Below are 19,391 nucleotides of genomic sequence, written 5' to 3' on the forward strand. Positions count from 1 at the left end.
AAATTCTTGCAAGCTGCATGCTATCAAAATTGCAGCTGCTGGCGCTCGGCTAGGTTGCCATGGCAGGCAGAATGGCTTCGAGTTCACGGATCGGCAGCGGGCGGCTGAACAAATAGCCCTGGTAGTTGACGCAGCCGTGCTGGGCCAGAAAGTCGCGCTGGGCCACGGTTTCCACGCCCTCGGCAATCACCGCCAGGCCCAGGCTCTTGCCCAGGGCGATGATGGTTTGCACGATGGAGGCGTCGTTCGCATCGGTGGCAATGTCGCGCACAAACGACTGGTCGATCTTCAGCTGGTCCAGCGGCAGGCGCTTGAGGTAGGACAGGGAGGAATAGCCGGTGCCGAAGTCGTCCAGCGAAAAGCACAGGCCCAGGGCTTTCAGTGCGCTCATCTTGGCAATCGTCTGTTCCAGGTCTTCGACCAGCAGGCTTTCGGTCAGCTCCAGTTTGAGCCCGCGCGCATCAATGCCGGTGCTGCGCAGTATCTGCGTGATCTGGTCCACAAAGTCGGGGTTGCGGAACTGCCGCGCGCTCACATTGACCGCCATGCTCAGGTGGGCGGTGTGGGCCTTGGTCTGCCAGATGCTGAGCTGCTTGCAGGCTTGGCCCAGCACCCACTGGCCTAGCGGGATGATGATGCCGGTGTCTTCGGCGGCGGGTATGAATTCGGCCGGCGAGATCAGGCCGCGCTGCGGATGCAGCCAGCGCACCAGCGCTTCCACGCCGATGATGTGGCCGGCCGCGCAGAACTGCGGCTGGTAGTGCAGCAGGTATTCCTGCTGGGTCAACGCCAGCCGCATCTCGAATTCCAGCTGCACCCGGGCATTCACTACGGCCTGCATGCTGGGGTCGAAGAAGCGGATCGCGTTGCGGCCCGAGGTTTTTGCCTGGTACATGGCCAGGTCCGCCTGCTTGAGCAGTTCGCTGGCGCCACTGTGGCGGCGGCCAAACGGGGCCACGCCGATGCTGGAGGTGGTGCGGTGCTCGTTGCCGTTCAGCACATAGGACACGGCCAGCGCCTGCAGAATCTTCTCGCCGGTGCTACGCGCGATCACTGCAGCTTCGGCGTCGTTGTGGCCCAGATCTTCCAGCATCACCACAAACTCGTCGCCGCCAAACCGGGCCACGGTGTCCATTTCGCGCACGCAGGTGCTCAGGCGCATGCCTACCTGCTGCAACAGCATGTCGCCGCTTTCATGGCCCAGGGTGTCGTTCAGGGTCTTGAAGTTGTCCAGGTCGATGAACAGCAGGGCGCCACAGCGTCCACTGCGCGCGCTGGCCGACAGCGCCTGCTGCAGCCGGTCCATCAGCAGCTGGCGGTTCGGCAGCCGGGTCAGCTGGTCGTAGAAGGCCAGTTGCTGGATTTCGCGCTCGGCGGCTTTGCGCAGGGTGATGTCGGTGTTGATGGACAGTACCGACTGCGGCCGGCCCTGGTCGTCGTGCACCAGAGTCCAGTGCGATTCCACCGCCACGGTGCTGCCGTCCTTGCGCAAGTGCTCTACCTCGCCCTTCCAGGTACCGGTGGCCAACAGCTTTTTGAGGTTGTCGTGGAATTCGGTGGTGTCCCGGTAGAGCTTGTCGGCCATGAACTGGCCGTGGACCTCCTCGGCGGTCCAGCCGTACAGGCGTTCGGCGCCATGGTTCCAGTACACCACGCCGTCGCTCAGGCTGCGCAGCACGATGGCGTCATGGGCCTTGTCCAGCAGGGCGGCCTGGTCGCGGATGTGGGCGTCGGCCTTTTGCCGCTGCATTTCTGCGGCCACGCGGGCGGCAAAAATCTGCAGCGTGGACAGGATGAATTCGTGCTCTTCCAGCGGCGCGCTGAACAGCACGAAGATCTGCCCGATGGCGCGCCCCTCGGCGTCGTCCAGCCGTTGCCCCACATAGGCCTGGGCATTCAGCTGGGGCAATTTGGTGGCATGTGGGTAGCGGCCCATCACATTGGCCGGCACCACCCAGTGGCCGTGTTCCGCCAGGGCCTCGCAAGGCGTGCCCTGGATCGCGTAGTCGAAGTTGTCCAGCAGCTGGTCGTTGAACACGGCGGCCAGCGTGCGGCCCTGGGGCGGCGAGCCCGGCAGCAAGCGGGTGACAAAAGCCGCCTGGGCGTCCAGCGCCTGGGCCATGTTGCGCGCCAGTTGGGTCAGAAACTCCAGGCCGTAGCTGGCCGAGACGGCGGCCGCCACCTTGAGTACGGCTGCTTGTACGCGGCGCTGCTTTTCCTGGGCCCGCAGATTGCCAATGCCAAACGCCAGGTCATTGGCCAGCTCTTGCAGCAGGGATATCTCGTCCTGGCTGATCTGCTGCACGCCGGCAATCAGGTACATCACGCCAAAGGTGCGCTGGGCGTTGCGCAGCGGCAGCAAGACCACGCCCTGGAAGCCCGCGTTGCGGAATTCCTCCTGGCGGCCCTTCAGTGCGCTGCTTTCGGCGTCCAGGTTGTTGACGACGCAGACCTCTCCGCTGCGCATGGTGCGGCCCACCGGGCCCTGGCCCTGGGGCGAGTCTTCTGACCAGGACATGTCGCCAAGACAGGAGGTGGGCGGGGTGACGCCGGCCACGGCGACGCACTCTATCGACTTGGCGGCATCGTCGCAGGCAAAGCCCACCCAGGCGCCCAGGTAGCCGCCGATGTCGATGGTGATGCGGCAGATGTCGGACAGCAGCTTCTCCTGCGAGCTGGCGCGTATCAAGGCCTCGTTGCAGGTGCTGAGCATGCGCTGCGCCCGGCTGAGCCGCGCCAGGTCACGTTCGGCCTGCAGGCGCTGGGTCACGTCGGTGGCCAGTATCAGCCGCGCCGCCGTGCCGTTGAAGACGATGGGGTTGGAGGTGATGACCACGTCGATCACCGAACCGTTCTTGCGGCGGTGGCGCCGGGTGCCGCTGTAGGGGCTGTTCTCCCGCATATGGCGCTGCACGATGGCTTCGCTTTCTGCGGGGTCTTCGGCCCACAGCTCGCGGATCGACATGCCCAGCAATTCCTGCTCGGTATAGCCGTAGTGGTCGACCATGGCCTGGTTGACGGCCAGCAGCTTCAGGGTGATGTTCTCGGCCACCCAGATGGGCTGGGGGTTTTGGGCAAACAGCAGGCGGTACTGGTTCTCGGAGGCGCGCAGCTGGTCGGCCATGCGGTGCTGCTGGATGGTGGCGCCCAGGGTCTGCACCAGGATTTGCAGATTGGCTACATCACGCTCTGCAAAGCCGCGCGGTTGGGCCCAGGCGGCCTTGAGCACGCCGATGGCCTCGCCGTGCACCAGCAGCGGCAGGATGACCAGCGATCGCACGTTTTGCCGCTGGGTGTTGATGGCCTGGTTCACCCGTGGATCGTTGCGGCAGTCTTCGCTGACCATGGTGCGGCGGGTGGCCACTGCAATGCCGGCCAGGCTGTTGTTCAGCGGCAGCCGGAAGCCGAGCGGCAGCAGGGGCTCCAGACCGGCCCGCGCCCGGGTCACCAGTTCATCGCCCTCCACGAAGTCCACCGCGCAGCCATCGGCACCGGTCAGGGTGCGCACCCGGCCCACCATCGCGGTCATGGCCTGCACCAGGTCGGTCTCCAGCGAGGCCAGCTCCTGCTGGATGTCCAGGATCTCGCGGCGCGTCTGCACATCGCGCCGGGCTTCGTGCTGGGCTTGCAGGTTGCGGATGCCGAAAGCCAGGTCGTTGGCCAGTTCCTGCAGCAGCTTGATTTCTTCGGCGCTGGCCTGGATGGCCTCGGCGGAGTACAAAAACAGCACGCCGAAGCTGCGTTCGGCATCGGACAGCGGCAGGCTGATCAGGCCGCGTACGCCAGCCTCCGCTAGCACAAGGCTGGAGGGCAGCTGGTTTTCTGGCCGCCGGATGTCATCCATGATGACCACCTGGCCGCTGCGAACCGTGCGCCCGGCCGCGCCCCGCCCCCCCGGCAGGGATTCCGACGAGGATGCGCCGTGTGGGAACACCGAGATCGGCCGGATACCCGCAAAGGCCACGGATTCGATGCTGCGCAAGTCGTCGTCCCGCGCCAGTCCCACCCAGGCGCCGAAATAACCGCCAATGTCTACCGCGATGCGGCAGATCTTTTGCAGAAGCAGGTCTTGCGTGTCGGTGCGGATCAGCGCCTCGTTGCAGCTGCTGAGCATGGTCTGCGCCCGGCTCAGGCGCGCCCACTCGCGTTCGGCCTGGACCCGCAGGGTTACGTCCACCACCACCCACATATGCGCAGGCTGGCCCAGGAAGCCCACATCGTCGGCGGTGATCTCCACGTCCACCAGGGCGCCATCCTTGCGGCGATGGCAGTAGGTGCGGGGCGGCTGCGCGGTCTGGGGTAGGGAGGCCGCCGGTTCCGGACCGGCGGGCCAGAGATCGCCTGCCGGCAGGCCCAGCAGCTCGGGTTCGGTGTAGCCATAGAACGCCAGCATGGCGGGGTTGACGGCAAGAAAACGGCCGGAATCCAGGCCATACACGCACATCGGCCTGGGGTTGCTCTGGAAAATCCGCCAGAAAGGGACTTCGGGGTCTTTCACTTGGTTTTCCTGCTGTAGATCGGGCACTGCGGCCACTCCACTTCTCTGCTGGAAATTGTCGGTGATTTTGTTTTCTGCCGGGTCAGCGTTTTCCGCAATCAGGCTGCCCGGCCGCGCCCTGCACGGCCGAGGTGCGCTATGTTTTAAATAGCTGGTGGCGCTTGTGGAATAAGCGCCAATGCCTTATTTGGTGCCAAATATGCGGTCACCCGCATCGCCCAGACCTGGCAGGATGTAGCCGTGGTCGCTGAGCTGGCGGTCGATGGCGGCGGTGTAGATGTCCACATCCGGGTGGGCCGCCTGCAGTGCGGCCACGCCTTCGGGGCAGGTCAGCAGGCAGACGAACTTGATGGATTTCGGGTTCAGCTCCTTCAGCCGCTCGACCGCGGCAATCGCCGAGTTGCCAGTGGCCAGCATCGGGTCGACGATGACGATGTCGCGCTCGTGCATGTCGTGCGGCATCTTGAAGTAGTACTCCACCGCGGTCAGCGTCTTCGGGTCACGGTACAGGCCCACATGGCCGACGCGGGCACCGGGCACCACGCTGAGCATGCCCTCCAGAATGCCGTTGCCGGCGCGCAGGATGGAGACGAACACCAGCTTCTTGCCGTCGATGACCTTGGCGGTCATCTTCTCCAGCGGGGTTTCGATCTCGATGTCCTGCATGGGCATGTCGCGCGTGACCTCGTAGGCCATCAGCGACGACAGCTCGTTGAGCAGGCGGCGGAAGGTGTTGGTGCTCGCGTCCTTGCGGCGCATCAGCGTCAGCTTGTGTTGCACCAGCGGGTGGTTGATCAGGTGTACGTTGCTCATGGTGTCTTCGATTCCAAGTTAAAACACGGTGCCATCGCTGGCGATATTCAGGGGCGGCGTGCCACCGCGCAGACGCTGGGCCAGTACGCGGCCGGCCGCCCAGGTGCCGCCTTCGAGCACGCAGGCCAGCGGCATCTGCTCGGCCGTCAAGCCCAGTTCGGTGCGCACCAGCGGCGCCAGTTCGTCCAGCAGGGCCACGGTCAGCGCGCGCCATTCGACGATGCACTCATCGCCGGCGGTCTGTGCTGTGTGGGCCAGCGCCGGGTTTTTCAAAGCCAGCACGCCACCGTCCAGCAGCAGGCCGCCGTTGCGGTATTCGGGCAGGCCCGTCAGTGCATCCAGGCCGGTGACGCTCACATCGGCCCATTCCAGCGGCTCCAGCAGCGAATACGACAGCCACTGCGACAGCTTGTGGAACGGCATCCAGCCGGCGCTCGCACCCTCGCCGGGCACGGCGCTGTGGCGCCAGCAATCGCCCAGCGAGATTTCGTCGCCGGCTTCGGTTTTGATAGCGTTCTGCGCAGGCCAGATGGGCGATAGTGTGCCCAACAGCGCTACAAGAATGTCGTGTGCGGCCACCGTCGGCGTGTCGGTATCTGCTGGTACCAGATGGTCGAACAGCCGCCCCGGCCGGCACAGGCCGCCGGCGCCGCCAAACACCTCGGGCTGGGCGGCGATGACTTCACCCAGGCGTCGTAGCAGGGCCGCGCGGCCTTCGAGTCCGACCAGCGGGTTTTCCACGCCGACCTGGAAGGCGTCGCCGAGTTGGCGTGCCGTCAGGTTCTGCAGGCCCAGCGCATCGGCCTGGCAGGGCTGGGTCGGCTTGCTGGAAAACAGGCCCTTGGTAAAGGCGTTGTAGCTGGCCACGCCCAGACCTTCGGAGCGGCTGAGCTTCTGGCCGGTGCGCGGGTCGGTGTAGCTCCAGTCGGGGCCGGAGCCGGCATCCAGCAGCACGCTGACGATGGCCAGGTCGATGTGGGCGCGGGCGCGCTTGGCCACCGACACCTTGCCCAGTTCTTCGTTCAGCAGCGCGGTGCGGTTCACGCCGCCGGCTTCGAAATGCCGCCAGCGGCTGTGGTACGGGATCTTCAGGCTGGGATAGCGCTCGCGCGTCACCTGGGCCACCAGGGCGGCGGTGGGTTGCAGTGCCGCATCGTCCACCGTGAAGTAGGCCGAGCCGCCCGCGCGGGCCCGCGCCAGCAGGCCCTGGGCCCGGCTGCGTATCGCTTTTGTTGAGCGCAACAGGGCTGCAGCGCTGGTTATATCTGCGTCAGCAGCTATCAAATCCATAGTCATTCAGTCAATCCACGGCCTTTGGCCTTTTTCAATTCTTCGGCAGTTGGCACCGCACCGGGGGTGAAGTAGCCGGCTGCCATTTTCGCGTCCATTTCGACCTGGGCGTCGGCGGGGATCATGTGTTCGGGAATATTCACGCGTTGCACCACTTCGATGCCGGCACGGGTGATGGCGTCGTACTTCATATTGCTCATGGACACCAGGCGGTGGATCTTGCGGATGCCCAGCCAGTTCAGCACGTCGGGCATCAGTTCCTGAAAGCGCATGTCCTGCACGCCGGCCACGCATTCGGTGCGGTTGAAATACTGGTCGGCGGTGTCGCCACCGACCTGGCGCTTGCGCGCGTTGTAGACCAAAAATTTGGTGACTTCGCCCAGGGCCCGGCCTTCCTTGCGGAAGTACGACACCAGGCCGACGCCGCCGCGCTGCGCGCCCTGTATGCATTCCTCAATGGCGTGGGTCAGATAGGGGCGGCAGGTGCAGATGTCGGAGCCGAACACGTCCGAGCCATTGCATTCGTCGTGGACGCGGGCGGTGAGTTCGACCTCGGGGTTCGCCAGGTCGCGCGGGTTGCCGAAGATGTAGGCGGTCAAGCCGCCGATGGGCGGCAGAAAGACTTCCAGGTCGCTGCGCGTCACCAGCTCGGGGTACATGCCGCCGGTTTCTTCGAACAGCACGCGGCGCAGTTCGGCCTCGGTGCAGTTGAAGCGCTTGGCGACTTCGGGCAGGTACCAGACCGGCTCCACCGCCACCTTGGTGACCATGGCCGCGCCGCCTGCGGTGAGATATTTACCGTCAGCCTTGAGGCGGCCGGATTGCAGCGCCTCAATGACCTCGGGCAGGATCACATGCGCTTGCGTCACGGCGATGGTGGGGCGTATGTCGTAGCCCGCCGCCAGCTCGGCCGCGAATTCGGTGGCGATGGTGGCACCCCAGGGGTCCATGGCGACGATGCGGCCCGGCTCGCTCCACTGCGGGTAGGGGCCGATCACGTCGGTCGGCATGGTGTTGGTCAGGTCGGCCTTGTGCTTGGGCGACAGGCCGCCGGAGGCGATGGCCAGCGCGCGGTAAATGCTGTAGCTGCCGCTGTGCGTGCCGATCACATTGCGGTGGCTGCGCTTGGTGGTGGTGCCGACCACCGGGCCACGCTCGGCGGCGGTGGCCGCAGCCCAACGTATCGGCAGCGCGCCGTAGCCGCTGGCGTGGGAGGTCAAACGGATGTGGCTGGGGCCCGGAGCGGCGGGCGCGGGGGAGCTGGTGGCTACGTCAGCAGGCATGGGGAGTCCTCAAAAAATCCAATGTAGCGATGGGCGGGCGGTCTGGCAAGCAGGGTACACGCTATGCATTTTGCGTGCCGCGGGCTTGTGTTTCATGCCGTTTGCGGCCACACCGGCGCGCGCAGCAGCGGGTGGTCCTGCAAGGCTTCGGCGATGAAATCCACGAAGACACGCACTGGCACCGGCAGGTGCTGGCGGTCGCGGAAGCAGGCGAAGTACTCCAGCGGCTCGGGGTCGGCGCGGGTGCGTCCGCGTCCGCCGGAACCCAGAAACAGCGGCTCCAGCTTGCCGGCGGCGATCAAGGGGTTGGCGATGAAGCTGCCGAGCCGGGCCACGCCGGCACCGGCCACGGCCAGGGCGGCCAGGGTGTCGATGTCGTTGCACACTGCGGCGGTCTGGATGGCCGGGGCGAAGCGGACCCCGTCGCGCAGAAACGGCCATTGCATGAGTCGCCCGTCCAGCGGTAGGCGAAACGCCAGGCAAGGGTGGTGGGCCAGGTCTTCGGGCGTGGTCGGGCGGCCATGCTGCTGCAGATAGGCGGGTGCCGCGCAGAACACCATGGGCGCCGTGGCGATGCGCCGCGCCACCAGGCCGGGCTCCAGCACATGGCGGAAGCGGATGCTGGCGTCCACGTCTTCCTTCAGGTGGTCGACATTGCGGTCGACCATCAGCATCTCCAGGTGCACCCGCGGGTAGCGGGCCATGAAGGCCGGCATCAGCGGCGCCACCATGTGCCGGCCAAAGGCGACCGCGCAGGACAGCTTGAGCCGGCCCTGCACCGCGTCCTGCAGCGCCGAGAGTTCGGATTGGGCTTGCGCCAGGCCGTCGAGCAGCGGGCCGACCTGGGCAAAGTAGACCTCGCCGGCCGCGGTCAGTGCCTGCGAGCGGGTGGTGCGCGTCAGCAGCCGGGTGCCGAGTTCTTTCTCCAGCCGGCCCAGGTTCTGGCTGGCGGCTGCGGCGCTGATGCCCAGCTGGCGCGCCGCCGCAGCGATGCTGCCGCCTTCGACGGCACGCACAAAGGTTTCTATGCCACGCAGGTTGGACATGGATTCGCTTAGGAATGGATTTGTATATTCATAAGTTTAGCTTGGTAATGAAAGTGCCTGCAGCGGTCTAGTGCGCAGCGGCAATGGCTCTTAAAGTTGCGCCATCCGATTGCAACTACCAGGTCTACACCATGTCCCCATTCCCCTCTTCGCCACGCCCGACCTTCTGGAAGATACCCAAGCGCTTCACGCCCGTGGTGTTTGCCTTCTACATGGCCGGCATCATGGCTTTTTTGATGTGCGCGGTGATCGTGGCCGCCGGCACCGGCCTGGCCAACGGCTACCTGTGGCGGGTGCTGAGCGCCTATGCGCTGGCCATGCCGGTGGCCTTTGTCTGCGTGCTGGGCGTGCGGCCGGTGGTGCTGCGGCTGACAGCGGCGACCGTGCAGGCCTAGCTGCCGAGTAACTCCGCGAAGCGCGCCATGTCAACGTTGCCGCCGCTGACGAGGATGCCGACGCGCGCGCCGCGGATGTCCATGCCGCCGTGTTCGGCGCCAGCCAGGCTCAGGCAGCCGGTGGGCTCGACGACCATCTTCATGCGCTCGGCATAGAAGCGCATGGCCTGCACCAACTGCGCATCGCTGGCGGTGACGATGCCGGCCACATCGCGGCGGATGATGGGAAAGGTCAGCTGGCCCAGGTGCTGGGTTTGTGCACCGTCGGCGATGGTGCGCGGGGTGTCGATATGCACGATGCGGCCCTGGGCCAGCGACTGCTGGCCGTCGTTGCCGGCCTCGGGTTCGACGCCGTAGATCCGGCATTGCGGTGACAAGGCCCTGGCCGACAGTGCCGAGCCGCTGAGCAGCCCGCCGCCGCCCAGGCAGACGAACAAGTAGTCCAGTTCGCCGACTTCTTCGAACAGCTCTTTGGCTGCCGTGCCTTGGCCGGCGATCACGTCGGCATGGTCATACGGCGGGATCAAGGTCATGCCACGCTCTTGCGCGATCTGCTGGCTGATGGCCTCGCGGTCCTGGCTGAAGCGGTCGTAGGTCACCACCTCGGCGCCGTAGCCGCGGGTGGCGGCCAGCTTGGCAGCGGGCGCGTCCTGCGGCATCACGATGGTGGCCGGCATGCCCAGCAGCTGGGCCGACAGCGCAATCGCCTGCGCGTGGTTGCCAGAGGAGAACGCCAGCACGCCGCGCTTTTTTTGTTCCGGCGTGAAGCGCGACAGCGCATTGAAGCCGCCACGGAACTTGAACGCGCCCATGCGCTGGAAGTTCTCGGCCTTGAAGAACAGCTGGGCGCCGAGTTGGGCGTCGATGGTGCGCGAACGCAGCACCGGCGTGGCATGGGCCTGGCCCTGGATGCGGTCGGCGGCTGCGGCCACGTCGTCGAAGCTGGGGAGCGGGAGTTCTGCCATGGCGCTGGGTACCGTGTTTGCTATTGAATGTGTAGCTGCTTGCGCAGATAATACCTGCGCCAGAGACCGATTTCTTATAAATTTATCTTTTGCCGCCGAAGATGCCGCCGAGCACGCCGCGCAGGATTTCCTGGCCGACCTTGGTGCCCATGGTGCGCACGGCGGACTTCATCATGGTCTGGGCCAGGCCGTCGTGCTTGGCGCCGCGCGGGCCGGTGGTGCCGAACAGGATGTCGTTCAGCCCGCCCATCACGCCGCCCAGGGCACCACCCGAGGCGGGCGCCGCCTGGCCGGGCAGGTTGCCTGCCGGGGCGTTGTTGGACGCGTTGGCGACGGTGGCCTGGGTGCGGCCTTGCAGCTTTTCGGCGGCCGATTCGCGGTCCACCAGCTTCTCGTAGACGCCGGCGACCAGTGAGCTCTGCAGCAGCACTTTGCGTTGCTCCGGGCTGATGGGGCCAAGCTGGCTGCCGGGTGGCAGCACGAACACGCGTTCGGTGATGCTGGGCCGGCCCTTGGCGTCCAGCAGGCTGACCAGGGCCTCGCCCACGGCCAGCTCGGTGATGGCGGCTTCGATGTCCAGGCCGGGCTTTTGCCGCATGGTCTGGGCCGTGGCCTTGACGGCCTTCTGGTCGCGCGGGGTGAAGGCGCGCAGCGCGTGCTGGACCCGGTTGCCCAGCTGGGCCAGCACCGAGTCGGGAATGTCCAGTGGGTTCTGCGTCACGAAGTACACGCCCACGCCCTTGGAGCGCACCAGGCGCACCACCAGTTCGATGCGCTCGACCAGGGCCTTGGGCGCCTCGTTGAACAGCAGGTGCGCTTCGTCGAAGAAGAACACCAGCTTGGGCTGCTCGGGGTCGCCGATTTCGGGCAGTTGCTCGAACAGCTCGGACAGCATCCACAGCAAAAAGGTGGCGTACAGGCGCGGTGCGTTCATCAGCTTGTCGGCGGCCAGGATGTTGACCACGCCCTTGCCGTCCACGGTCTGCATGAAGTCGCTGATGTTCAGCATGGGCTCGCCAAAGAACTTGTCGCCGCCCTGGGACTCGATCTGCAGCAGGCCGCGCTGGATCGCTCCCACGCTGGCGGCCGACACATTGCCGTACTGGGTGGTGAATTCGCTGCTGTTGTCGCCCACGTACTGCAGCATGGCGCGCAGGTCTTTCAAATCGAGCAGCAGCAGGCCGTTGTCGTCGGCGATCTTGAACACCATGTTCAGCACGCCGCTCTGGGTGTCGTTCAGGTTCAGCATGCGACCCAGCAGCAGCGGGCCCATGTCGGACACGGTGGCGCGCACCGGGTGGCCTTGCTCGCCAAATACGTCCCACAGGGTGGCGGGGCAGGCCAGGGATTCGGGTAGATCGATGCCACGTTCCTTCAGCACGCTGGCCAGTTTGTCGCCGATGCGGCCGGCCTGGCTGATGCCGGTCAAGTCGCCTTTGACGTCGGCCATGAACACCGGCACGCCGATCTTGGAGAAGTTTTCCGCCAGGGTTTGCAGAGTGACGGTTTTGCCGGTGCCGGTGGCGCCGGTGATCAGGCCGTGGCGGTTCGCCAGGGCGGGCAGCAACTCGCAGACGGTGGTGGCGTTTTTGGCGATTAAGATGGGTTCGGCCATGGCGGTGTCCTGGAGGTTTGGGGGTCAGTAAAATCTGCCGGTAGATTAAATCAATTGATAAGGAATTCTTGTGGCCGGTCACAGTAAATGGGCGAATATTCAGCACCGAAAGGGCCGCCAGGATGAAAAACGGGGCAAGGTCTGGACCCGTGTGATCCGCGAAATCATGGTGGCAGCCCGTTTGGGTGGCGGGGATCTTAGTATTAACCCGCGTTTGCGCCTGGCTGTTGAGAAGGCCAAGGCCTCGAATTTGGCGGCCGAAACCGTCAAACGCAACATCGAAAAAGCCACCGGCACGCTGGAAGGCGTGACCTACGAAGAAATCCGCTACGAAGGCTACGGCATCGGTGGCGCGGCCATCATCGTCGACACCATGACCGACAACCGTGTGCGTACCGTGGCCGAAGTGCGCCACGCCTTCAGCAAATACGGCGGCAATATGGGCACCGAGGGCTCGGTCTCGTTCCAGTTCAAGCATTGCGGCCAATTCGTTTTTGCCCCGGGCACGGACGAAGACAAGGTGATGGAAGTGGCGCTGGAGGCCGGCGCCGAAGACGTAATTACCGACGAAGACGGCGCCATCGAGGTACTGACGGCCTACCCCGATTTTGAAAAGATCAAGCTGGCTCTGGAAACCGCCGGCCTGAAACCCGAGGTGGCCGAAGTCACCATGCGGGCTGAGAACACCATAGAACTGGAAGGCGCTGACGCCGAAAAAATGCAAAAACTACTGGATGTGCTCGAAGACCTGGACGATGTCCAAGAAGTCTTTCACAACGCTGGCCTATGAAAGTCCTGGTTATTGGCGGTGGCGGCCGCGAACATGCACTCGCCTGGAAGCTCAACGGTTGCGCCCGCGTCACCCGGGTCTACGTGGCCCCCGGCAACGGCGGCACGGCGCTGGACGAGCAATTCATCAACGTACCGATCACTGATGTGCAGGCCCTGCGCCAGTGGGCGCAGACCGAAGGCATCTCGCTGACGGTGGTAGGCCCCGAAGGCCCGCTGGCGGCTGGCGTGGTGGACGAATTCCGCAGCCATGGCATGCGCATCTTTGGCGCTACCAAGGCGGCGGCGCAGCTAGAAAGCTCCAAGGCTTTCTCCAAGGCCTTCATGCAGCGGCACGGGATTCCTACGGCCGAGTTTGATACCTTCAGCGACCCGGTCGCAGCCCATGCCTACGTCGAGAAAATGGGCGCGCCCATTGTCGTCAAGGCCGACGGCCTGGCCGCCGGCAAAGGCGTGGTCGTGGCCCAAACCCTGGCCGAAGCCCACGAAGCCATCGACTTCATGCTGCTCGACAACACCTTGGGCGTGAGCCACAACGAGGGTGGGGCGCGGGTGGTGATCGAGGAATTCCTGGCCGGCGAAGAAGCCAGTTTCATCGTCCTGTGCGACGGCAAGAACGTGATCCCCCTGGCCACCAGCCAGGACCACAAACGCCTGCTGGACGGCGACCAGGGCCCGAACACCGGTGGCATGGGCGCGTATTCGCCCGCGCCTGTGGTGACCGCCGATGTGCATGCGCGGGCGATGCGCGAAATCATTCTGCCGACTATCAAGGGCATGGAAAAAGACGGCATCACCTACACAGGCTTTTTGTACGCCGGCCTGATGATCGACGCCAAGGGCAAGCCCAAGACGCTGGAATTCAACTGCCGCCTCGGCGACCCGGAAACCCAGCCGCTGATGATGCGGCTGAAGTCCGACCTGTTCGAGGTGCTGTGGGCGGCTACCGAGCCCGGCCCGCATGGCAAGCTCGACCAGATCAGCCTGGACTGGGACCGCCGCATCGCGCTGGGCGTGGTGGTGGCCGCCCATGGCTATCCGATGGCGCCGCGCAAGGGCGATGCGATTACCGGCTTGCCCAAGGCCACGGACGATGCCGTGGTGTTCCACGCGGGCACCGTCAAGGAGGGCGATGTGGTGTCGACCTCGGGCGGCCGGGTCTTGTGCGTGACGGTGCTGGCCGACAACGTCAAGCTGGCGCAGCAGCACGCCTACGAGGTGACGCGCGGCATCCATTTCGACGGCATGCAGTACCGCCGCGATATTGGATTCAGAGCCGTCAAAGGTTGAGCTTGGACACCGCTGAGCTGATGCGGGCCTATTTGCTGGGCCTGCAGTCGCGGATTACCACCCGCATGGCTGCACTGGACGGCGGCAGCTTCCTGAGCGATGCCTGGGAAAAGCCGCCCGGCGAGAAGCTGCAAGGGCAGGGCATTACCCAGATTTTGGAAAACGGTGTGGTGCTGGAGCGCGCGGGCTGCGGCTTTTCGCATGTGCGCGGGCCGCAGTTGCCACCATCGGCCACCCAGCACCGGCCGCAGCTGGCGGGTGCGCCGTTTGAAGCCATGGGCGTGTCGCTGGTGTTCCATCCGCGCAATCCGTATGCGCCCACGGTGCACATGAACGTGCGCATGATTGTTGCCACGCCGCAAGATGGTGAGCCGGTCTGCTGGTTCGGCGGCGGCATGGATTTGACGCCGATCTACGGCTTTGAAGAAGACGCGGTGCATTTTCACCGTGCTTGCCACAGCGCTCTCGCACCTTTTGGTGCCGACAAATATCCGCGCTTCAAGCAATGGTGCGACGAGTATTTTTATCTGAAGCACCGCCAGGAGCCGCGCGGCATTGGCGGCGTGTTTTTTGACGATTTCTCCGAGCTGGGTCCGCAGGAAAACCTGGCCATGGTGCAGGCCGTGGGCTCCGCATTCCTGGACGCCTACGAGCCGATTCTGCTGCGCCGCAAAGACACGCCGTACGGCGAGCGCGAGCGGGCTTTCCAGCTGTACCGGCGCGGCCGCTATGTGGAGTTCAATTTGGTCTGGGACCGGGGTACGCACTTCGGTCTGCAGTCGGGCGGACGAACCGAATCTATCCTGCTGTCGATGCCGCCGCTGGCCAGCTGGTCCTACCAGCACCAGCCGGAACCGGGCTCGGCCGAGGACGCATTGACGCGCGAGTTTCTGGTCCCGCGTGCATGGCTGTGACCCCGGTTTTGCGCCGCATCGGCGTGTTCGGCGGCGCTTTCGACCCGCCGCACAATATGCACGTGGCCCTGGCGCAGTCTGCATTGCAGCAGCTGCAGCTGGACGCCTTGTATGTGTTTCCCACTGGCCATGCCTGGCACAAAAGCCGGACTCTCAGCCCGCCATTGCACCGGCTGGCGATGGCCCAGTTGGCCTTTGCGGGCATCGCTGGCGTGCGGGTCGATCCACGGGAAATCCTGCGCGATGGCCCGACCTACACCATCGACACTTTGCATGAGTTGCGCGCCGAACATGCGCAGGCCCAGCTGTTCCTGCTGATGGGCGAAGACCAGGCGCGCCGGCTGCCCAGTTGGCATGGTTGGGAGGAGATTGTGCAGACTGCTATAATTTCCGTAGCTTCACGTGCTGATCCAACCAGCGCCAGCAGCCCATTTATGCCTGAATTCTTGCCGCCGGAACGTTTCCAGGCGCTGCATTTGCCCCCCATGGCGCTCAGTGCTACCGACATCCGTAACCGCGCCGCCACCTCGCAAGGGATAGCCCATCTGGTCCCAGAGGGCGTAGCACGTTATATTGACCAACACCATCTCTACCGAACTGACCGATGACCACCTCTGCCCAAAACGAAACCGTTGCGAAAAAAGACACCCAAAAACTCCAACGGGCCATCGTTGATGGACTGGAAGATGTCAAAGCCGTTGACATCGTGGTGTTCGACACCGAAGGCTTGTCGGCCCTGTTCGAGCGCGTGATCATCGCCTCGGGCACCTCGAACCGCCAGACCAAGGCCTTGGCCGCCAGCGTGCGCGATGCCGTGCGCGACGCAGGTTTTGCCAAGCCCCGTACCGAAGGCGAATCCAATGGCGAGTGGATCATTGTGGACTGCGGTCGCGCCGTGGTGCACATCATGCAACCCGCGATCCGCCAGTACTACCACCTGGAAGAGCTGTGGGGCGAAAAGCCGATCCGCCTGAAGCTGGGCGCGGCCAAGCCGCTGCCCAAGGCCGAAGAGCCTGCTGCACCGGTGAAGAAGGTTGCCGCCAAGAAGACCCCGGCCAAGAAGCTGTCGCCCGCAGCGGCCAAGCGCGCCAGCAAGATCGCTGCCCGCGAACACGCCGAAAGCCTGCTGGCGCCAGAACGCCCAGTGTTGGATGTGCCCAAGAAGGCGGCCCGCAAGACGGTAGCAGCCGTGGCTGCGCCGGCCAAGAAAGCCGTGCCCGCCAAGAAGGCCGTTGCGGCCAAGACGCCTGCCAAGACTGCGGTGAAAACCGCCATGAAGACCGTGGTTATTAAGGCCCCGATCGAGACGGTCAAGAAGGCGGCTGCCGCCAAACGCGCTGCGCCCAAAACGCCCAAGGCACCTGCCAAGCGAGCACCTGGCCGCAAGTAAATGAAGTTGGTGATTGTTGCCGTAGGCCAGCGCATGCCCGATTGGGCGCAAACCGCTTACGACGACTACGCCAAGCGCTTCCCACCCGAGCTCAAGATCGAGCTCAAGGCCGTAAAAACCGAGCCCCGGGGTTCCAAGACCCTGGAGACGATTTACGCGGCCGAGCGTGAGCGCATAGAAACCGCCATCCAGTCCAGCATAGGGCGCAATGCCCGTATCGTCGCCCTGGATGAACGCGGCACCGCACTCACCACCAAGGCATTGGCGGGTAAGCTCAAAGCCTGGCAGTTGGAGAGCGATGACGTGGCGCTGGTGATCGGCGGTCCCGATGGGCTGGACCCGGCATTTCGCCAGGCCGCCCACGAGCGCATCCGGCTATCGGACCTGACTCTGCCGCACGCGTTTGCCCGCGTGCTGCTGGTGGAGCAGTTGTACCGGGCGTGGTCGGTGAATGCCAACCACCCCTACCACCGAGAGTGAACCAGAGACATAGGCATGCTGAAATGGTTTGAAAACCTGGTGAGTCCTTACCCGGACGACACCCCCCAGCCGCCACCGCGCGGCTTTTTTCATTTTGTATGGGCGTGCAGCAAGGGCGTGCGCAAGTACATCCTGGCGATGACCTTGCTGACCGCCTGCGTGGGCGTGTTCGAGGCCTTGCTGTTTGCCATGATGGGGCGCGTGGTGGACTGGCTGGGCCAGGTGCCGCCGGCTTTGCTGTGGACCCAGGAGCGCAGCAGTTTGCTGCTGCTGGGTGCTCTGCTGCTAGGCAGCCCGCTATTGATTGCATTGCAGACTCTGTTCAAGCACCAGACCCTGGCGGCCAATTTTCCAATGCTGCTGCGCTGGAAGTTCCACCGCCTGATGCTGGGCCAGAGCATGGGCTTTTACCAGGACGAGTTCGCCGGCCGGGTTGCCACCAAGGTGATGCAGACCGCGCTGGCAGTGCGCGATGTGTGCATGATCCTCGGCGATATTCTGGTCTTCGTGACCATCTATTTCGTCACCATGGTGGCGGTGGTGGGCAACTTCAACGCCTGGATGCTGCTGCCGTTTCTGGGCTGGGTGATTCTGTACGCGATTGCCATCCGCTACTTTGTGCCGCGCCTGTCGGGTGTGGCCAAGAAGCAGGCCGATGCGCGCTCGCTGATGACCGGCCGTATCACCGACGCCTACACCAATATTGCGACCGTGAAGCTGTTTTCCCACGCTGGGCGCGAAGCGGGTTTCGCCCGTTCGGCGATGCAGGATTTCCTGAAGACCGTGCAGCGGCAGATGCGCCTGGTCAGCGGTTTTGAGGTAGTCAACCACGTACTGGGCATGCTGCTGATACTGGCGACGGCTGGTCTGGCGCTGTGGCTGTGGACGCAGGGGCGGGTCGGCGTGGGCGCGGTAGCGGCAGCGACCGCCATGTCGCTGCGCCTGAACGGCATCTCGCACTGGGTGATGTGGGAAATGGCCTCGCTGTTCGAACATGTGGGGACGGTGCAAGACGGGCTCAACACCTTGACCCGTCCGCAGGCGGTGCAGGATATTCCCCAGGCTCCGCCACTGCGCGTGCCCAAGGGGGAGGTGCAATTCGAGAACGTCGACTTTGCCTATGGCGCCACCGGCCCGGATGCGCGCAAGGTGATCGACCGCATGTCGCTGCATATCCGTGCGGGCGAGAAGATCGGTCTGGTGGGCCGCTCGGGTGCCGGCAAGTCGACCATCGTGAATCTGCTGCTGCGCTTCTACGACGTGGAGCACGGCCGCATTCTGGTTGACGGCCAGGACATCGCCAAAGTGTCGCAGGAGAGCCTGCGCGCGCAGATCGGCATGGTCACGCAGGACACCTCTTTGCTGCACCGCTCGGTGCGCGACAACATCCTGTATGGCCGGCCGGATGCCACCGATGCCCATATGGAGGCGGCAGCGCGGCGTGCCGAAGCCTTTGATTTCATCCAGACCCTGAGCGACCCCAGCGGCCGCAAAGGCTTTGATGCCCATGTAGGCGAGCGCGGTGTGAAGCTGTCGGGAGGCCAACGCCAGCGGATTGCAATTGCGCGGGTGATGCTGAAAGACGCGCCGATTCTGCTGCTCGACGAGGCAACCAGCGCGCTGGACTCAGAAGTCGAGGCGGCCATCCAGTCCAGCCTGTACCGGCTGATGGAGGGCAAGACCGTGGTGGCCATTGCGCATCGGCTGTCGACGATTGCCGCGATGGACCGTTTGGTGGTGCTGGACAAGGGGCGCATCGTGGAGATGGGCGACCACCGCAGCTTGCTGGCATCGGGAGGCTTGTACGCGCGCTTGTGGGCGCACCAGAGCGGAGGCTTTCTGGGTGAAGAGGACGACGAGGCGGAGCCTGTTGCGATGGTCTAGATCGCAGCGCGCACCCAGGTTGGGGGGCAAGGGTTCAAAAAATTCGAAGTATTCCGACGAATTGCGTGAACTTTTCGGCCGAGGCCGTTTCTACACTAGCCATCGAGTTCACTGATTGGGGCCTAGCCGCCCTGTGTTGTACATATGGCATTGCCCCCGTCTTCCGCTGCAGAGTCTGCAAAACCCAAGGCCTATACCGGTGTAGCAATGGCCTTGCACTGGGTACTTGCGCTGGCCTTGATCGGCCTGTTTGCCGCAGGCACCTACATGGTGGACTTGTCGTTCTCTCCGCTGCGGCTCAAGCTCTACAACTGGCATAAATGGGCGGGCGTGACGATTCTGGCGCTGTCGGCGCTGCGTTTGCTGTGGCGCTTTACCCACCGTCCGCCGGCCCTGCCAGCCGCCATGGCGCAAAGCATGCCGAAGTGGCAGCACTGGGCCCATGAAGGCACGCACTACGCGATGTACGCCTTGTTCTTCATTGTTCCTTTGCTTGGCTGGGCCTATAGCTCGGCAACCGGCTTCCAGATCGTGTTGTTTGGGCAACTTCCGTTGCCGGACCTGGTGTCTGCCAGCAAGGAGCTGGCTGAAACACTCAAGCCCCTGCACAGGCTCGCCGCCTGGTCCTTGTGCGCCCTGGTGGTGGTGCATGTGGCGGCGGCGTTCAAGCACCAGTGGATTGACCGTGACGGCCTGATCGGCCGCATGCTGCCCTGATTCTGTTTTTATTCTCGCGAAA

At 64.5% G+C, this 19,391-nt stretch carries 16 protein-coding genes; 9 read left to right on the forward strand and 7 right to left on the reverse strand.

Features of this window, described 5'->3' with window-relative positions:
- Positions 1-49: 49 nt before the first annotated feature.
- The 5 genes from J2X19_RS14975 to J2X19_RS14995 all read right to left on the reverse strand — a co-directional run bounded on the left by J2X19_RS14975 (position 50) and on the right by J2X19_RS14995 (position 8,930).
- Entirely contained in the window at positions 50-4,498 is a 4,449-nt protein-coding gene (locus J2X19_RS14975) for an EAL domain-containing protein (RefSeq protein WP_310374324.1), read from the reverse strand.
- Between the two features lie 183 nt (positions 4,499-4,681).
- Complete coding sequence (gene upp / locus J2X19_RS14980) at positions 4,682-5,311, reverse strand: uracil phosphoribosyltransferase (protein ID WP_116608594.1); 630 nt, start codon at positions 5,309-5,311, stop codon at positions 4,682-4,684.
- 18 nt (positions 5,312-5,329) lie between these two features.
- Entirely contained in the window at positions 5,330-6,553 is a 1,224-nt protein-coding gene (locus J2X19_RS14985; protein WP_405048660.1) for a URC4/urg3 family protein, read from the reverse strand.
- 50 nt (positions 6,554-6,603) lie between these two features.
- Entirely contained in the window at positions 6,604-7,884 is a 1,281-nt protein-coding gene (locus J2X19_RS14990) for a GTP cyclohydrolase II (RefSeq protein WP_310374326.1), read from the reverse strand.
- A gap of 92 nt (positions 7,885-7,976) precedes the next feature.
- On the reverse strand, positions 7,977-8,930 hold the full coding sequence (locus tag J2X19_RS14995; RefSeq protein WP_310374327.1) for a LysR family transcriptional regulator: 954 nt from the start codon (positions 8,928-8,930) through the stop codon (positions 7,977-7,979).
- Between the two features lie 131 nt (positions 8,931-9,061).
- Here J2X19_RS14995 and J2X19_RS15000 point away from each other — a divergent pair, with 131 nt between their 5' ends.
- A complete protein-coding gene (locus J2X19_RS15000; protein ID WP_116608591.1) occupies positions 9,062-9,325 on the forward strand; it encodes a DUF2798 domain-containing protein in 264 nt (87 codons plus the stop codon).
- Here J2X19_RS15000 and J2X19_RS15005 read toward each other — a convergent pair.
- Positions 9,322-10,290: a threo-3-hydroxy-L-aspartate ammonia-lyase gene (locus tag J2X19_RS15005; RefSeq protein WP_310374331.1), complete on the reverse strand. Its 969-nt coding sequence runs from the start codon at positions 10,288-10,290 to the stop codon at positions 9,322-9,324. The two genes, J2X19_RS15000 and J2X19_RS15005, sit on opposite strands and share 4 nt — an antisense overlap.
- Positions 10,291-10,372: 82 nt before the next feature.
- Entirely contained in the window at positions 10,373-11,905 is a 1,533-nt protein-coding gene (locus J2X19_RS15010; protein ID WP_310374332.1) for a helicase HerA-like domain-containing protein, read from the reverse strand.
- A gap of 70 nt (positions 11,906-11,975) precedes the next feature.
- Between J2X19_RS15010 and J2X19_RS15015 the strand changes: the two genes are divergently transcribed.
- The 8 genes from J2X19_RS15015 to J2X19_RS15050 all read left to right on the forward strand — a co-directional run bounded on the left by J2X19_RS15015 (position 11,976) and on the right by J2X19_RS15050 (position 19,369).
- Positions 11,976-12,695 carry a YebC/PmpR family DNA-binding transcriptional regulator gene (locus J2X19_RS15015; RefSeq protein ID WP_116608588.1) on the forward strand — a complete coding sequence of 240 codons (720 nt, stop codon included), beginning with the start codon at positions 11,976-11,978 and terminating at the stop codon, positions 12,693-12,695.
- Entirely contained in the window at positions 12,692-13,984 is a 1,293-nt protein-coding gene (gene purD / locus J2X19_RS15020; protein WP_310374335.1) for a phosphoribosylamine--glycine ligase, read from the forward strand. The genes J2X19_RS15015 and purD overlap by 4 nt, the downstream gene beginning before the upstream one ends.
- A 20-nt stretch (positions 13,985-14,004) precedes the next feature.
- A complete protein-coding gene (hemF, locus tag J2X19_RS15025; RefSeq protein ID WP_310374554.1) occupies positions 14,005-14,898 on the forward strand; it encodes an oxygen-dependent coproporphyrinogen oxidase in 894 nt (297 codons plus the stop codon).
- The gene (gene nadD, locus J2X19_RS15030) at positions 14,889-15,506 is read left to right on the forward strand and encodes a nicotinate (nicotinamide) nucleotide adenylyltransferase (RefSeq protein ID WP_310374337.1); all 618 of its coding nucleotides are present in this window, start codon (positions 14,889-14,891) and stop codon (positions 15,504-15,506) included. Before hemF ends, nadD begins: the two co-directional genes overlap by 10 nt.
- Positions 15,503-16,288 carry a ribosome silencing factor gene (gene rsfS / locus J2X19_RS15035; RefSeq protein WP_310374339.1) on the forward strand — a complete coding sequence of 262 codons (786 nt, stop codon included), beginning with the start codon at positions 15,503-15,505 and terminating at the stop codon, positions 16,286-16,288. Before nadD ends, rsfS begins: the two co-directional genes overlap by 4 nt.
- The gene (gene rlmH, locus J2X19_RS15040) at positions 16,289-16,768 is read left to right on the forward strand and encodes a 23S rRNA (pseudouridine(1915)-N(3))-methyltransferase RlmH (protein WP_092754661.1); all 480 of its coding nucleotides are present in this window, start codon (positions 16,289-16,291) and stop codon (positions 16,766-16,768) included. It begins immediately after the preceding gene.
- A gap of 15 nt (positions 16,769-16,783) precedes the next feature.
- Positions 16,784-18,652 carry an ABC transporter ATP-binding protein gene (locus J2X19_RS15045; RefSeq protein ID WP_116608584.1) on the forward strand — a complete coding sequence of 623 codons (1,869 nt, stop codon included), beginning with the start codon at positions 16,784-16,786 and terminating at the stop codon, positions 18,650-18,652.
- Between the two features lie 144 nt (positions 18,653-18,796).
- On the forward strand, positions 18,797-19,369 hold the full coding sequence (locus J2X19_RS15050) for a cytochrome b (RefSeq protein ID WP_310374343.1): 573 nt from the start codon (positions 18,797-18,799) through the stop codon (positions 19,367-19,369).
- Positions 19,370-19,391: the final 22 nt, after the last annotated feature.

Source organism: Rhodoferax ferrireducens (genome assembly GCF_031458075.1).
In the GTDB taxonomy this organism is placed as follows: Bacteria; Pseudomonadota; Gammaproteobacteria; order Burkholderiales; family Burkholderiaceae_C; genus Rhodoferax_B; species Rhodoferax_B ferrireducens_A.